The sequence below is a fragment of the Streptomyces sp. NPDC016469 genome (assembly GCF_040632905.1).
Taxonomy (GTDB): Bacteria; Actinomycetota; Actinomycetes; order Streptomycetales; family Streptomycetaceae; genus Streptomyces.
The window spans coordinates 56,925-71,336 of record NZ_JBEYCQ010000012.1 but is presented as its reverse complement, the minus strand read 5'-3'; the positions used below and the strand labels follow the sequence as shown (position 1 = coordinate 71,336).

Here is a 14,412-nt window from a genome sequence, read left to right as displayed (position 1 = left end):
CCCTCCTCTGGGTGGCCCACCTGAGCTGGGCGGCCAACCCCCGCCTGACCGTGGCAGGTGAGGCACTCGCCGGCGTCGCCCTCACCCACGGCGCCTGGGCGGCACTTCGCACCCGGCCGAAAGGTGCCCCGCGGCAAGGCGTCGCCGCCGTCACGACGAGCTTCCTCGTGCTCACCTCCGGGGTGACCCTCTTCCTCGCCTTCTACGCGACGGGGTGCAACTGCTGGAACCGGCCCGCCACCCGCGTTCAAGACATGAACGCCGCGCGTCCATTGACATGCTCATTGCTTTATCGCTTTTATTGCGCCGGGTCGCGCCCCCGCCCGGCTTCGGGCGAGCGAGCGGGAGCGGCGACCTCCGCACCCTCGTCCCCCATGTCACAGGCGGGGCGGCGCGCGGCGCGAGATGGGAGCGCTCCCACTCCTCTCTCGTGCCGTGCCCCGCGCCCCCGAGAGAGGAACCAGCACCATGCTTCACCCTCTCCGCACCTTCCGAAGAGCCGCCAGGACCGTCGCCGTCGCCGCGGCGGCTCTGCTCCTGCCCCTCGCCGGCGCCCACACGGCATCGGCCGGCGAGGCCACCGCCGCCGGCTCCGGCTACTGGCACACCAGCGGGCGGCAGATCCTGGACGCGGGCAACCACCCGGTCCGCATCGCCGGCATCAACTGGTTCGGCTTCGAGACCGCCAACTACGTGCCCCACGGACTCTGGTCCCGCGACTACAAGAGCATGATCGACCAGATGAAGTCGCTGGGTTACAACACCATCCGGCTGCCCTACAGCGACGACATCTTCGCCGGCACCGAACCGGCGAGCATCAACTTCTCCGCCGGCATGAACACCGACCTGGCGGGCCTCGACTCGCTCCAGGTGATGGACCGCATCGTGGACCACGCGGGCAGCATCGGCATGAAGGTCATCCTGGACCGGCACCGCCCCGATTCGGCGGGCCAGTCGCCGCTCTGGTACACCTCGGCCGTCCCCGAGTCCACGTGGCTCGCCAACCTCAAGTCGCTGGCCGCCCGGTACGCGGGCAACGACGCGGTGGTCGGCATCGACCTGCACAACGAACCCCACGACCCCGCCTGCTGGGGCTGCGGCGACACCACGAAGGACTGGCGGCTCGCGGCGGAGCGCGGCGGAGACGCGGTGCTGTCGGCCAACCCGGATCTGCTGATCTTCGTGGAGGGCGTGCAGACCTTCGACGGGGTGTCCGGCTGGTGGGGCGGCAACCTCATGGGCGTCGGGCAGTATCCGGTGGAGCTGAGCGTGCCGCACAAGGTGGTGTACTCGGCGCACGACTACGCCACCAGCGTCGCCCAGCAGCCGTGGTTCACCGACTCCTCGTTCCCGGACAACATGCCCGGCGTCTGGGACAAGTACTGGGGCTACATCTTCAAGCAGAACATCGCCCCGGTGTGGGTCGGCGAGTTCGGTACGACGCTCCAGTCCACCACCGACCAGAAGTGGCTGAAGGCCCTGGCCGACTATCTGCGGCCCACCAGCCAGTACGGGGCCGACAGCTTCTCCTGGACCTTCTGGTCCTGGAACCCGAACTCCGGCGACACCGGTGGCATCCTCAAGGACGACTGGACCTCGGTCGACACCGTGAAGGACGGCTACCTCGCGAGCATCAAGGCGCCCGACTTCGGCAGCGGCGGTGGCAGCGGCGGCGATGACGACACCCAGGCGCCCACGGCCCCGACGGGCCTCGCCGTCACCGGCACCACCGGCACCTCCGTCTCCCTGTCGTGGAAGGCCGCGTCCGACGACACCGGAGTCACCGGCTACGACGTCTACCGGGGCTCCACCAAGGCCGGCACCGCCACCGGCACCACGTTCACCGACACCGGTGTGACGTCCGGCACCTCGCACACGTACACCGTCCGGGCCCGCGACGCAGCGGGCAACATCTCCGCCCCCTCCGCGTCCGTCACCGCCACCACCGCGGGCTCCGGCGGCAACACCGGCTGCAAGGCGGTCTACACGGTGAACGGGGACTGGGGCAGCGGCTTCGGGGTGGACGTCACCGTGACCAACACGGGTACGGCGCCGGCCACCTCGTGGAAGCTGACCTGGACCTACGGCGGCAACCAGAAGATCACCAACATGTGGAACGCCGCCTACACGCAGACCGGCGCCGCCGTCACCGTCACCAGCACCGGCTACAACGGCGCGCTCGCGGCCGGTGCGCACACCGGCTTCGGCTTCCAGGGCACACCGGCCGCCGGAGCCGTGCCGACCGTGAGCTGCACGCTCTCCTGACCGTCCCGTCCGACCCATCCGCTCCGGAAGGGAGCACTGTAGCCCGCCCCTCGTGGCGGGCTACACCGCATTCGGGACACCTCTATCGAACGCGGGCACGACCACCGAAATAACCGCCGAAACCCCTCGGCTAGCATGATCCCACCCCGGCGACCACCCTCATCGCCCGCACACCATGCCATGTGGCATGAAAAGCGACCTATTTGACCAAAACCCAGGACATCGGCCAGAGAATTGATATCTATAGCATCGCGGGTGTTTTCGCGAATAAACCGCCGAATACCCTTCGCCGCGTGGCGCCGGCCACGAGCGATCCTATGGACTGCGGCGGCGGTGGTGACACTCGCGTTCCTTGTCGCGCTGGAGATCGCCGCGCGCCACTACAGTCTGCCGGGGCCGGTCACCACTCAGGTGCAAGAAGTGGTGGTCGCTCCCAAATCGGGCTTCCTGCTGTACGCCAGCATGGGGCTGATGATGGTGGTCCTCACCTGGCGGCAGCGGTTCATCGCGGTCGGTGTGGCGGCGGGTATCGACATCGTCATCGCGTTGATCAGGTGGGTGGCCGACGCCCCGGTCAAGGAGGGGCACCCGTTCGGAAACGGTGCGCTGTGGGTGATCGTGGGGGTCACGGTCATCGCCCTCACCCGTCGCACGGGGCAGGAGCGCATGCTGCTCCTCAAGGGTGTCGGTCTGGGTCTGCTGCTGGTGGCCGGGCGGAAGACCGGTGACACCTGGCTGGTCATCACGTCCAAGACCCGCCCCGAGGTGCTCGACCAGTACATGGCCAACGCCGACCACGCGCTCGGCAACCCGTCCTGGGTGGTGGGCCGGCTCATCGAGGCGACCGGCTCGGCCGGTGCCCACTTCCTCGACGCCGTCTACACACAGCTCGCGGTCGCCGCGGTGTGCGTCGCTCTGTACCAGCTGCGCAACGTGGCGACGGACCGCCGCTTCCCCGGACACCACCTGGTGCGCACCTTCCTGGTGATCGGCCTGCTCGGCCCGGCCATCTACATGATCTTCCCGGTGGTCGGCCCGATCTTCGCGTTCGGCTCCGACGGCGGCCACTGGGCCGTGGGCGACCTGTGGCCCGACACCACCGTGCCGATCGGCACCCCGCACCACATGCCGTTCGACGAGATCACCCCGCGCAACTGCATGCCCAGCCTGCACACCGCGTGGGCCACCGCGATCTTCATCCACTCCCGCAAGGGACCGAAGTTCCTCCGGTACGCCGGCGCCTTCTGGCTCGTCGCCACGCTCGCCGCGACCCTGGGCTTCGGCTACCACTACGGCGCGGACCTCGTCGCCGGTGTGGTGTTCACGCTGACGATCGAGACGGGTATGCGCGCGCTGGAACGCGGCTGGGACCGGCCGGCCGTCGGCCTGGTCGCCTACGGCACCGTCGTCTTCGCCGCGCTCCTGGTGTCGTACCGCTATCTGTCGCTGGAGATGGCCCACCACCCGTGGCTGTTCGGACCGCTGCTCATCCTGGCCATGGGTTCGGTGATCTACGGCTACGTACGGACCATCCGGCACTGGGAGCCGAAGGCGGCGGCCGTTCCGACGCTGGAGCCGCAGCCAGAGATGGCCTGAGCCGCCGTCCGCGTCCCTGGGTAACGTATGACGCCGCACCACCCCGCCGGTTCGCGAACCGGCGGGGTGGTGCCGTCAGAGACCCGAGGCCCCGGCAAGGAGCGACCCGCCGTGAACGCATTCGACCGGTTCACCGACGCGCTGGACTATCCGATGTATGTCGTGACCGCCGAGGCGGACGGTGAGCGGGCCGGCTGTCTGGTCGGCTTCGGATCGCAGTGCTCGATGCGGCCACCCCGGTTCATGGTGTGGCTGTCGGAGCTGAACCGGACCTGCCGGGTCGCCGCCCGCGCCGACCGGCTCGCCGTCCATCTGCTCCGCCGCGACCAGATGGCCCTGGCCCGGCTCTTCGGCGGTGAGACGGGAGACCACACGGACAAGTTCGCGCGGGCCGCCTGGCACCCCGGACCGGCCGGGGTGCCGGTGCTGGACGAGGCGCCCGCGTGGTTCGTCGGCCGTGTCGTGCAGCGCGTCGACGGCGGGGACCACATCGGGCATCTGCTGGCCCCGGAGGAGGTGCACCACCCGGCGGACAGGAATTTCCCGTTCCTGTCGGTCACCGGGGCCATCGACATCCCGCCGGGCCACCCCGTGGACTGAGCGCCGGGCGGTCAGAAGTCGCCGCGCGCGGTCCGCTCGGCCAGCTTCTGGAACTCGCCGAGGTCGTAATTGGCGAGCACCGAGTCCAGGTTGGTGAGGGCGCCCAGATACTCCACGAACCCTTGCGGGTCGTACTCGATCTGGAGGGCCACCCGGCTCGTCTCGTCGTCCAGCCGGTGGAAGGTGACGACCCCCGCGTGCTGGACCCCTTCGATGGTCTTCCAGGCGATCCGGTTCTCCGGGATCACCTCGGTGAGTTCGGCGACGAACTCCTTCTCCGCACCGGGGAGGGAGAGCTGCCAGGCGAACCGGCGCGCGTCCAGCGGGTCCACGCGACGGACGTGGCTCAGGAAGGCGGGCCAGCGGGCGACATCGCTCCACAGGGCCCAGCTCACGGCGATCGGGGCCTTGATATCGACGGTTTCGACGATCGAGGAAGACATGGGAACTCCTAGTCGTAGACAGGGGTGAGTAGCGCTGCCGGGCACGTCTCAGGGGCGTGTGGCCAGCGTGAAGGGGTGTCCGGCGGGGTCGGAGTAGAGGCGGGCGTCGCGTGCGCCGCCGTTGTTCTTCGTGTCCAGGGGACGTGCGCCGAGGCCGACCGCCTCCCGTTCGGCCTCGTCCATGTCCTCCCGGGCCACCAGGATGCGCAGGTGGGCCTGTTGCGAGTCGTCGGGCCTCGGCCAGCTCGGCGGTGCGTAGCCGTGGTCCATGCGTATGGCGAGGTGGACTCCGGCCGCGCCGGCCACCTCGATGACGTCGAGGTCGTACCCGGGGCGGACCTCGGCGCCCAGCAAGGCGGCGTAGAAGTCCGCCAGTTCCTGCGGTTCGGCGCAGTCCAGCACCAGCAGACCCGTTTTCGGCACCGCCATGACCGTCCTCCTGTTCGCGGCTCCTCGTTCCTCCGGACGCAGCTCCGCGTACCCGCACTGTTCCCGGTCACACCCGGTCACCGGCGGATCCACGGCCGATGCCGATGGCATGCCTGCCGGACGGATTACGGGGCAGACGGCGGTGCACCGGAAGGGCCTCGACCTTCCCCACCACCGAACAGGGGGAACCCATGTCTGCCACTCAGCCCGAGAGACCCGTCCAGCCGGCGGGATCCCGCGCTCCCGTCGGCCCGGGCCGCTCCCCCGCCCTGACGACCGGCCTCCGCACGGCGGCCCTGCGCCTCGCCGCTCTCACCGTCGGGCAGGCGGCGCTGATGGTGGGGCTCGGACTCCTGATCACCGGGCCCGCGCAAACGATCTGGCCGCTGAGCGTCGAGGACGAGGTCAACGAGGGGTTCGAGCACCTGCGGACCGGCCCCCTGACCGATATGTCGTTCGTCGCGTCGGAGGCCGGCAACACCCTCACGATCATCGTGATCACCGTCCTGGTCTGCCTGGGGCTGGTGGTGCTCCCCCGGCTCCCGAGGTGGCGGCAGGCCGTCTTCCTCGCCGTCGGCGTCTCGCTCCAGTCCCTGGTGTTCCTGGTCATCACCATCTGCGTGGACCGCGACCGGCCCGATGTGGACCGGCTCGACGCGTCACCGCCGACGGCGAGCTACACCTCCGGACACACCGGGGCCGCGACGGCCCTCTACGCGGGCCTCGCCGTGCTGGCCCTCCTTCCCGGCGGGCGCGGCCGACGCCGCAAGGTGCTCGCCGGGCTGCTGTTGCTCATCCCGCTGCTCGTGGGCCTTGCCAGGCTCTACCGGGGGATGCACCACCCCACCGACGTGCTCGGCGGCATGCTGAACGGAGCCCTGTCCCTCCTGGTGGCGGGCCGGGCGCTGCTGGCCGAGGGCACGAGCCCGGCGCCGGTCCCGAAGAACGCGATGGAGATCGCCCAGGAAGCGGCCGCCGAGCGTGCCGAGCAGATCGCGGGCCGCACGGTGGTCGTGGTCAATCCGACGGTGACCGACGAGGTGCAGCGCGAGACGCTGCGGCTGGTCCTGGAGCAGCACGGGCATCATGCGGCGGAGTTCGTCGACACGACCGCCGACGATCCGGGCGGCGGGCAGGCGGCGGCAGCGGTACGCGCGGGCGCGTCGCTCGTCGTGGTGTGCGGCGGCGACGGGACGATCCGGGCGGCGGCCGACCGGCTGGCCGGTACGGGGGTTCCGCTGGCCGTGGTCCCGTGCGGCACGGGCAACCTCCTCGCCCGGAACCTGGGCCTGCCGGTAGCGCCCGCCGAAGCGCTGGCCGCCGCGCTGTCGGGCACCGAGCGCCGGATCGACCTCGGCCGGATCGAGGGCGACGGCCTGCCCGTCACCCACTTCACCGCGATGTCCGGGGCGGGCCTGGACGCCGCCATGCTGGAGAACACCGGCAGTGCGGCGAAGGCCGCGATCGGCTGGCCCGCGTACGTGGTCGCCGGGCTGCGCGGGCTCCGGGCGCCGCGCATGTCGGTGTCCGTCCGGCTGGACGACGGGCCGGTGCTGCGTCGTACGGCGCGGATGGTGCTGCTCGCCAACATCGGGGACGTACAGGGCGGGGCCACGCTCGTCCCGTCCGCCGAGCCCGACGACGGGCTCCTGGACCTGGCGGTGTTCGACCCGCACGGGCCCGGCGGCTGGCTGCGCGCCGTCGGGACGGTGCTGCGCGGGCGTCCGGAGCCGGGCGGCCGGGCCGACACGCCGGTGGAGTACTTCACCTTCCGCCGCGCCGAACTCCGGTTCGCCTCACCGCAGTCGAGGGAGCTGGACGGCGACCCGGTGGGCAAGGGCCGCCGGCTCGTGGCCGAGGTGCGTCCGGGGGCGCTCACCGTCCTGCTGCCGTCGGGCGGTCAGTGATGGGTACCGCGACCCGGGTCCCGCAGACCCGTGACATGGCGGGCGACGAGCTGACCGCCGACGAGGCGCTCGCCTCACTGCGCCGCTACGGGCGCTGGCCGCTGGTGCGTGACTCGTTCGTCCGCTTCCGTTACGCGGACGGGTTCAGCCACTCGCGGGCGCTGGCGCTCCAGACGGTGCTCGCGGTCATACCGCTGGTGATCGCGTTTGTCGGGCTCTCGGCCTCTCTGCACACCGAGAACGTGGGCCGTCTGGCGGAGTTGACGATCCATCGGATCGCGGCGGGGCCGAGCGCCGATGTGGTGGACGACGCGCTCGACCGCAGCCGCCGGCGTGCCGGTGAGGGGTCTCAGCTCACGCTCTGGTTCGGGCTGCTGTTCTCGCTGGTCAACGTGACGACGGCGATGTGCCAGATAGAGCGAGGGGCCAATCGCATCTACGGGGTCGAGCGCGACCGCCCCTTCCACCAGAAGTACTTCCGGGGCCTGGTGATGTCGCTGACCGCCGGCATCCCGCTGGGGCTCGGGTTCATCCTGATGGTCGTCGGCGGCGACCTCGTCACGGCCGCCGCGACGGTGTACCACCTCAGTGACACGGCGCGGACCGCCTGGGACCTGCTGCGCTGGCCGTGCGGGCTGCTCCTCGCGCTCCTGTCGGCGAGCGCGATCTTCCGGCGCTCCCCGCGCCGCAATCAGCCCGGATACACCTGGCTCGCGTTCGGCGCGGCCCTGTACCTGGTGCTGTGGACGGCGCTGACCTATCTCCTGAGCCAGTACCTCTCCCTCAGCGGCTCCTTCGACACGGTCTACGGCCCGCTGAGCGCTTTCATGTCGTTGCTGCTGTGGGCCTATCTGACCTCCATAGCCCTGTTCCTCGGGCTGTCCTTCGCGGCGCAGCTGGAGGCTGCCCGCGCCCGCCGGCCCGGTCCGATACAAGCCGATCCGGGAGCATGAATGGTTGTACGAGCCACCACACGTCTGCTGCGGGAGCACCGCCGGCGGGCCGCTGACCGCGCGTTCGGCGTGCGCCTGCTCGGGGCCGCTGCCGTGGCCGCGGTGTCCGCGGTGCCGTTCGCACTGGTACTGGTCCTCGTGGAGGGGCACTGGCGGCCGTTGCGGGCGTTGGACTCGGACGCGGCCGGCCGGCTGCACCGCACGGCCATCGACCACCCGGCTTGGACGAGTGCGCTGCGGTTCCTGTCGGACTGGGTCTGGGACCCGCTGACCCTGCGCTGCGTGGTCGCGTTGCTGACCGGCTGGCTGCTGTACCGGCGGGCCTGGCGGCTGGCGGCCTGGTCCGCCGTCACGGCGGTGGCCGGAGGTCTGACGGGCCTTCTGGTCAAGGTGGTGGTCGAGCGGGCCAGGCCCTCGCTGGAGGATCCGGTGGCGCGGGCGCCCGGCTTCTCGTTCCCGTCGGGGCACGCGATGACTGCTACGACGACGTTCGCGGTGCTGCTGCTGGTCCTGCTGCCGCTGGTGCCCCGGCGCGGCCGGGTGGTGTGCTGGGCGGTGGCGGTGCTGTCGGTGCTCGGTGTCGGCTTCACCAGGGTCGCGCTGGGTGTCCACTGGTTCAGCGATGTGGTCGGCGGCTGGCTGCTCGGGCTCGCCGTGGTGGCGTGGACCGCCTGGGCCTTCGAGGCGTGGCGGGCCGAATCCGGCCTGGGGCGCAGTGAGATGGCGGAGGGCCTGGAGCCCGAGCTGACGGGCCCGTCCCCGGAACGCTGAGGGCCGGACCTCAGTGCTCCGGGCTGCGCGCCCGGAGCAGGCGGTCCACGCGGTCCCGCCGCCGGCGGCCGGGCGTCACGGTGTCCGCCTCCCGGGCCGCCGGGCGCGCGCCGGGGTTTCAGCGGAGTGAAAGTTCTCACCCGGTTGGCGGTGTCACCCCAGCTCGGTGGACTCTTCACTGGACTGGACCACAGAGACCGAACCAACACCCTTTACGGCACAGCGGTGTTCATGCGTCACTCGTGGCATGCCCTCATCAAGAGAGTGGTCTCCCCGCCCTCTGTGACAGGCCATCCCCCAGACCCGCCGCTACGCTCGGAAACGCTTCACATGCTACGCGAGTAGACCCCCCTTCGCGCCGCTCCCCCCAGGAGGCTCCCGTGTTATCGATCCGCGGCCGCAGATCCGCACTCCGCAAGCTGGTGGCCCTCGGAGCCGTCGGCCTCGGCATGGTGGCGGTGCCCACCGTGACCGCCGTGCCGGCCTCGGCGTCGCCGCAGCCGCCCACCTCGTCCAGCGGGTCCATCCCGCTCGGTGACGGGTACATGGGTGCCGGCTACCTCGCCGACGGCGACACGTTCGCCCCGGACAACCGGCACGTCGATCTCACCCCGGAGAGCAGCGCCTCCCTCCAGGCGACGACGCTTCCCGGCATCGACGTCTCGCACTACCAGGGCTCGATCAACTGGTCATCGGTGAAGTCGGCGGGCATCAAGTTCGCCTACATCAAGGCCACCGAGTCCACCACGTACAAGGACCCCAATTTCAACACCAACTACCTCAACGCCTACAACGCGAAGGTGATCCGGGGCGCGTACCACTTCGCGCGTCCCAACCTGTCCAGCGGAGCGGCCCAGGCCACCTACTTCGCCGGCCACGGTGGCGCGTGGTCGCGGGACAACCTGACGCTTCCGGGGATGCTCGACCTGGAAGGCGGCTGCTACGGCAAGTCGGCTTCCGCCATGCAGTCGTGGATCCTCGACTTCTACAACACGTACAAGGCCAAGACGGGCCGCGACGTCGTCATCTACACCAGCGCGAACTGGTGGAACTCGTGCACGGGCGGCTGGAGCGGCATGTCGGCGCGCAGCCCGCTGTTCACCGCGCACTGGACGAGCGCGGCGAGCCCGACCATCCCGAAGGGCTTCCCGTACTGGACTTTCTGGCAGTACACCGACTCCGGTTCGGTGGGCGGCATTTCGGGAGCCGTGGACCGCGACCGGTTCAACGGTGACGCCACCCGGCTGCTGGCTCTGGCCAACAACACCTGAGGCACCGGCCGAATGAGGGCGGCCACACGGTGCGGGCTTCCGGCCCGCACCGTGTGGCCGCCCTCCCGTCTCAGCGGGTCCCGGCGAGCCAGTCCTCGTACGAGGTGGGGGCGATGTGCGCCCCGGGCCCCGCGATCAGCACGTCGCCCTCCACGGCCGCGAACATCCCCGCCCGGTCGTCCGTGACGACGGTGCGGCGGTCGCCCCGGGCTGCCAGGGTGAGGCGCCCGAGCTCGTCGAGGGGGTAGACGTCGGGCCCCGCCACGTCGGCCGTCCCGTTCAGCGGCGCGCCGGTGGCGGTGTCCGCGAGGGCGGCGACGACGTCGGCCGTCGCGATGGGCTGGACGCGCGTGGCGGGGAGCCGGACGGTGTCCTCGTCGGAGGTCCACGACATGACGGCGTCCATGAACTCGAAGAACTGCGTGGCACGCACGATGGAGTACGCGGTGGGCCCGTTGCGCAGCAGCTCCTCCTGGAGCGTCTTCGCCCGGTAGTAGTCCAGTTGGGGCACCCGGTCGACACCGACGATCGACAGCACGACCTGGTGCCGTACACCGGCCTGCTCACCGGCCGTCAGCAGGTTCCCCATGGTCGTGCGGAAGAAGTCGGGGGACGCCGCGTCGAACGTGGGCGAGTTGGTGACGTTGACGACCGTCTCCGCGCCGGCGAGCGCCTCACCGAGGCCCTTCCCGGTGAGCAGGTCGACGCCGGTCGACAGGGAGGCGGGTTCCGCCCTGTGTCCGGCCCCGCGCAGCTTCGACACGAGCTGGGAGCCGATCAGTCCGGTACCGCCGATGACCGTGATCTTCATGGACGAGCCTTCCGTGCGCCGGGTGCGGCCGGCCGCCACCGTAAGCCCCGGGATCCCGGCCGCACGTGCCGTGACCCGGCCGTCCGGCAGCTCATGACCCGTACGGCTCAGCGCAGGATGCCGGCCTGCCGGGCCGCCCGCAGCCAGGACGGGAACTCGGACAAGAGGCGGTCGTACAGCTCCTGGTCGGAGACCTGCTCGATGTCGTCCACCGCGAAGAAACCGACGTTGTCCACCCGGCGGCCGGGCATGGTGTCGAACCGCTCCAGCACGCCGTACTGCGCCTGGCCGAGGCCGATGAACTGCCAGAAGACGGGTTCCTCGACCGCCGCGCGCAGTTCGCGCTCGATCTCTTCGTTGCGGTACACACCGCCGTCGGAGAAGAACAGGACGAGCGTCGGTGCGGGCACCGGGTGGGCGCGCACGAAGTCCCGGACCTCGGCGATGACCTTCTGCTCCTCGTTCTGGATGCCAACGGCGCGCATGTCGACCTGCCCGGGCACCAGTCCCTTCTGGGGCTTCTTCCGCCCGAAGAGGCTGACCTGGCCGACCCGCACGTGCAGCCGCAGCCACTCGGGCAGTGCGCCGATGGTCAGGTCGGGCAGCCGGGCCGGGTTCGAGGCGAAGGTCCACGCCTGCATCTCGCCGTCGTCGTCCAGCTGTGCGGCGACCGCCGCCATGCGTTCGGTGACACCCGCGACGGTGCCCCGCGTGTAGAGGCCGCTCATCGAGCCGGAGGCGTCGAGGACGAGGATCACCCGGGCGGTCAGCCGGTCCAGGCCGTGCTTGCTGAGGCTGACGGCCACCTGCTGCTTGCGCAGCGACAGCCGCTTGCGCATGTCGACCGGCAGGTGCTCCTCGCCCTTGGTGAGGCGCGGCGCTCCCCCGCCGGCAGCAGCGGGCGCCGGTGGCGTACCGGGTTCGTCCACGCTGATGCCGAAGTCCGTCGCCAGGCCGGCGAGCCCGCTCGCGTACCCCTGGCCCACGGCCCGGAACTTCCATCCGCCGGCCCGCCGGTAGAGCTCCCCGCACACATAGGCGGTCTCCGGGCCGGCCGCCATGTCGAAGCGGGCCAGCTCCGTACCGGACACGGCGTCCAGCAGCCGCAGATGGAGACCGGGCACCTGGCCGAATGTGCCGCCGTCCGCCGAGGCGCACAGGGCGATCCGCTCCACGTCGATCCCCACCGCGGCGAGATCCGCCTCCAGCGCGTCGGAGCCGGCCCCCTTGCCGAGGTGGCGGACGGTCCCGGAGGCGTGCCGGGGCTGGTTGTAGAAGACGAAGTCGCCGTCCGAGCGGACCCGCCCGTCCGCGCCCAGCACCAGCGCGGAGGCGTCGACGTCGGGCACGCCGGGCCCGGCCGTCCAGCTCAGTACGGCTCGGACGGCGGAGGCAGCCACCGGCATGTTGGCGCCCTTGCTCAGTGTCGTCACGACACCCAGTCTGCCTGCCGGTGAGCCGCGCGGTCGACCGGGGCCGCGACGGCCGCGTCGGAGCGGGTACGGGGCGTTCAGCCGGCGAGGGCCGCGCGGATCTGGCGGGTCGTCTGCGCGGCCACGCGCGGGTCGGTGGCGGCGTGGAAGGTGTAGGCGTTGAGCCCGGTGGCCAGGGCCCAGCCGCGCCCCCGCGTCCAGGTGGCGTCGTCCGGGCCGAGAGCGGCGCGGAAGGCGGCCCGGCTACCCCTCGACAGCAGGGTGTAGGCGATCATCATGTCGCAGGCCGGGTCGCCGAGGCCGAGCCCGCCGAAGTCGATGACCGCGCTGAGGCGGCCGCCGCGCATCAGCAGGTTGCCGGTGTGGAAGTCGCCGTGCACCCAGACCGGGGGCCGGTCCCAGGCGGGCGCGTCCAGTGCCGCGTCCCACACCTTCGTCATGGCCCCGGCGTCGAACACGCCGTCCAGCGCGGTGATCGCCGCACGCGTGGCGGGGTCCCGGTCGTGCAGGGAATCCGTGGTGCGGTCGATGTCGGGGGTGAGCGGGAGGCCGCCGGACTCGAAGCGGCGCAGGGCCGTCAGGAATCCGGCGAGCGCCACGGCGGCGTCGTGGGAGTCGCCCAGGGCCTCGACGGTGGCGGGCTCGCCGTCCAGCCAGCGGGTCACCGCCCACGGCCACGGGTATCCGAGGCCCGGCTCCCCCACCGCGACCGGCGCGGGGACGGCCAGCGGGAGGTGCGGGGCGAGCCGGGGCAGCCAGGTGAGCTCCTTGCGGGCCTGCCCGGTCGCACCGGAGTAGCGCGGCAGCCGCACGGAGAGTTCGGGGCCGAGCCGGTGGATGACATGGTCCGCGCCGGCCGGGGCGAGCCGTTCCAGCGGCAGTCCGGCCCACTGCGGGAACTGGCTGTCGACCAGCCGCCTGACCAGTGGGGTGTCGATCGTGGGGCGGTCACTCGTGGATGCCAACGGCGGTTCCCTGTCCTCGGCCCACTGCGTGCGGCGGGCGGTCCGGACCATGACACGGCGTTGCGCGTCCGGCTGTCGAGCCGTTTTCCGGGCCGGGGCCCGGGCTTGAGCAGCCATTTCCGGCCAGATGTAAGAATCACGCCATGGCTCAGCACGAATCGGATCACGGCTATCTCCTGGACAACCAGCAGTCGGAGGCGGGCATCCGCTTCGGCGCGCTCTCCGAACTCTTCGACCCGGTGACGTTCCGCCATGTCGACCGGCTGGGGATCGGGCCCGGCATGCGGTGCTGGGAGGTCGGTGCGGGCGGGCCGTCGGTGCCGCTGGGTCTGGCCGAGCGGGTCGGCCCGGACGGGGCGGTGGTCGCTACCGACATCGATGTGTCCTGGACCGAGGGGATCGCCGGCGGGGTGATCGAGGTGCGGGAGCACGATGTGGCCGCCGACCCGCCGCCGGAGGGCGGTTTCGACCTGGTGCACGCGCGGCTGGTCCTGGTGCACGTGACCGACCGCGCGGAGGCGCTGCGCCGGATGGTGCGGGCGCTGCGCCCGGGTGGCGTGCTGCTCCTGGAGGACGCGGACCCGGGGCTCCAGCCGCTGTTGTGCCCGGACGAGTCGGGGCCCGAGCAGCGGCTCGCCAACCGGCTGCGCTCGGGCTTCCGGTCGCTGATGGCCGGGCGCGGCGCGGACCTGGAGTACGGCAGGACCCTGCCCCGGCTGCTGCGCGAGTCGGGTCTCGAAGACGTCCGGGCCGACGCGTACTTCCCGGTCACCTCGCCGGCGTGCACCGTCCTGGAGGCGGCTACGGTGCGGCAGATCCGGGGCCGTCTGGTGGCTGCGGGGCTGGCCACCGACGAGGAGATCGACCGTCATCTGGCGAACGTCGGGACCGGCCGCCTCGACCTCGCGACCGCGCCGATGATCTCCGCGTGGGGGCGCCGCCCGCACCGGCCGTGACCCGGCTGCGGC

The 14,412-nt window shown here is 71.5% G+C and carries 13 protein-coding genes; 8 read left to right on the top strand and 5 right to left on the bottom strand.

Annotated elements, in window-relative coordinates; translation table 11 throughout:
• Positions 1-468: 468 nt before the first annotated feature.
• The 3 genes from ABZ565_RS15915 (at position 469) to ABZ565_RS15905 (ending at position 4,461) form a co-directional block, all read left to right on the top strand.
• On the top strand, positions 469-2,265 hold the full coding sequence (locus tag ABZ565_RS15915; protein WP_361026079.1) for a cellulase family glycosylhydrolase: 1,797 nt from the start codon (positions 469-471) through the stop codon (positions 2,263-2,265).
• A gap of 312 nt (positions 2,266-2,577) precedes the next feature.
• Positions 2,578-3,861, top strand: coding sequence for a DUF5933 domain-containing protein (locus tag ABZ565_RS15910; RefSeq protein ID WP_361026470.1), 1,284 nt, complete (start codon positions 2,578-2,580; stop codon positions 3,859-3,861).
• A 111-nt stretch (positions 3,862-3,972) separates the two neighbouring features.
• Positions 3,973-4,461 (top strand): flavin reductase family protein, encoded by a 489-nt coding sequence (locus ABZ565_RS15905; RefSeq protein ID WP_361026076.1) that lies wholly within the window; start codon positions 3,973-3,975, stop codon positions 4,459-4,461.
• Positions 4,462-4,472: 11 nt separating this feature from the next.
• Here ABZ565_RS15905 and ABZ565_RS15900 read toward each other — a convergent pair whose 3' ends face one another.
• Both ABZ565_RS15900 and ABZ565_RS15895 read right to left on the bottom strand, forming a co-directional pair.
• Positions 4,473-4,904: an SRPBCC family protein gene (locus ABZ565_RS15900; protein WP_361026073.1), complete on the bottom strand. Its 432-nt coding sequence runs from the start codon at positions 4,902-4,904 to the stop codon at positions 4,473-4,475.
• A 48-nt stretch (positions 4,905-4,952) separates the two neighbouring features.
• Complete coding sequence (locus tag ABZ565_RS15895) at positions 4,953-5,333, bottom strand: VOC family protein (protein WP_361026071.1); 381 nt, start codon at positions 5,331-5,333, stop codon at positions 4,953-4,955.
• A 191-nt stretch (positions 5,334-5,524) separates the two neighbouring features.
• On the opposite strand from ABZ565_RS15895, the gene ABZ565_RS15890 reads away from it, so the two are divergent.
• The 4 genes from ABZ565_RS15890 (at position 5,525) to ABZ565_RS15875 (ending at position 10,235) form a co-directional block, all read left to right on the top strand.
• Positions 5,525-7,240 (top strand): diacylglycerol kinase family protein, encoded by a 1,716-nt coding sequence (locus ABZ565_RS15890; RefSeq protein ID WP_361026068.1) that lies wholly within the window; start codon positions 5,525-5,527, stop codon positions 7,238-7,240.
• Positions 7,240-8,193 (top strand): YihY/virulence factor BrkB family protein, encoded by a 954-nt coding sequence (locus ABZ565_RS15885; protein ID WP_361026065.1) that lies wholly within the window; start codon positions 7,240-7,242, stop codon positions 8,191-8,193. The genes ABZ565_RS15890 and ABZ565_RS15885 overlap by 1 nt, the downstream gene beginning before the upstream one ends.
• Positions 8,194-8,964, top strand: a complete 771-nt coding sequence (locus ABZ565_RS15880; protein WP_361026062.1) for a phosphatase PAP2 family protein — start codon at positions 8,194-8,196, stop codon at positions 8,962-8,964. It begins immediately after the preceding gene.
• 380 nt (positions 8,965-9,344) lie between these two features.
• Positions 9,345-10,235 (top strand): GH25 family lysozyme, encoded by an 891-nt coding sequence (locus tag ABZ565_RS15875; protein WP_361026059.1) that lies wholly within the window; start codon positions 9,345-9,347, stop codon positions 10,233-10,235.
• Between the two features lie 70 nt (positions 10,236-10,305).
• Here ABZ565_RS15875 and ABZ565_RS15870 read toward each other — a convergent pair whose 3' ends face one another.
• The 3 genes from ABZ565_RS15870 to ABZ565_RS15860 form a co-directional block, all read right to left on the bottom strand.
• Positions 10,306-11,046, bottom strand: a complete 741-nt coding sequence (locus ABZ565_RS15870; RefSeq protein ID WP_361026056.1) for an SDR family oxidoreductase — start codon at positions 11,044-11,046, stop codon at positions 10,306-10,308.
• A gap of 107 nt (positions 11,047-11,153) precedes the next feature.
• On the bottom strand, positions 11,154-12,479 hold the full coding sequence (locus ABZ565_RS15865; RefSeq protein WP_361026054.1) for a VWA domain-containing protein: 1,326 nt from the start codon (positions 12,477-12,479) through the stop codon (positions 11,154-11,156).
• Between the two features lie 77 nt (positions 12,480-12,556).
• Complete coding sequence (locus tag ABZ565_RS15860; protein WP_361026052.1) at positions 12,557-13,495, bottom strand: aminoglycoside phosphotransferase family protein; 939 nt, start codon at positions 13,493-13,495, stop codon at positions 12,557-12,559.
• A 92-nt stretch (positions 13,496-13,587) separates the two neighbouring features.
• On the opposite strand from ABZ565_RS15860, the gene ABZ565_RS15855 reads away from it, so the two are divergent.
• The gene (locus ABZ565_RS15855) at positions 13,588-14,400 is read left to right on the top strand and encodes a methyltransferase domain-containing protein (protein ID WP_361026049.1); all 813 of its coding nucleotides are present in this window, start codon (positions 13,588-13,590) and stop codon (positions 14,398-14,400) included.
• The last annotated feature ends 12 nt before the right edge of the window (positions 14,401-14,412 follow it).